Raw genomic sequence first — 674 nt, 5'->3', positions numbered from 1 at the left:
TTCCCGCAGCTTCAGCCCTATGCTGAAACGGGGCCGATCTTCCTGCATGGCGAGGAATGCGACCGCGCTGCCGAGAGCGAGGCGCTGCCCGAGATTCTCGAAAGCCCCGACTACATCGTGCGCGGCTATGGCAGGGATGATCGCATCGTCTACGGCAGCGGCGGCGTCATCCCGACCACGGCAATTGCTGCACGGGCCGAGACGCTGTTCGAACGCGACGAGATCGCCTACGTCCATGTCCGTTCGGCGCGCAACAATTGCTACCAGTGCCGCATCGAGCGCGCTTGAGGCTGAGATTAGCCGCTGGAAACAGTTGTCGTACTCCCGTCGCATATTCGCGATAGAAAGCTATTGTCGATCGATTTGCCGACCGCGGATGAACCGGCGGTAAATCTCGACATCGAGGAAGCGGGGCTTTGGCTCCGCTTTTTTGTTGCCTGCGTTTGGCGCGGAAAGATTCGAGCAATAAAAAAAAGCCCGCCGGCATGGCCGACGGGCTGCAACTGTTTGGCTGGAGGGCCTTTTAGTTGAACTTGTACTTCGCGCCGAGACGCACGGTGTGGAAAGAGGAAGTCGAGGTAAGGGTGTCGTCGGGTGCGCCGAATTCCGAAGAAAAGTCCTTCTCGGCGAACTGCGAATAGCGATATTCGAGGCCAACGGTGACATTGCTGGAC

General features: G+C 58.8%; 2 protein-coding genes. One reads left to right on the top strand and one right to left on the bottom strand.

All coding sequences use genetic code 11. From position 1 onward, the window contains the following. On the top strand, nucleotides 1–288 hold a 288-nt coding region (locus EN964_RS36355), incomplete at its 5' end, for a DUF1203 domain-containing protein (protein ID WP_164776567.1). Nucleotides 289–523: 235 nt separating this feature from the next. Here the strand turns inward: EN964_RS36355 and EN964_RS39310 are convergent. Further along, nucleotides 524–674, bottom strand: a 151-nt coding sequence (locus EN964_RS39310; protein ID WP_373565089.1) for an outer membrane protein, incomplete at its 5' end; no start/stop codon positions are given.

The organism is Mesorhizobium sp. M7A.F.Ca.CA.001.10.2.1 (assembly GCF_003998575.1).
GTDB lineage: Bacteria > Pseudomonadota > Alphaproteobacteria > Rhizobiales > Rhizobiaceae > Mesorhizobium.
The sequence above is the reverse complement of the archived record's forward strand: the minus strand, read 5'-3'. Positions and strand labels throughout refer to the sequence as shown.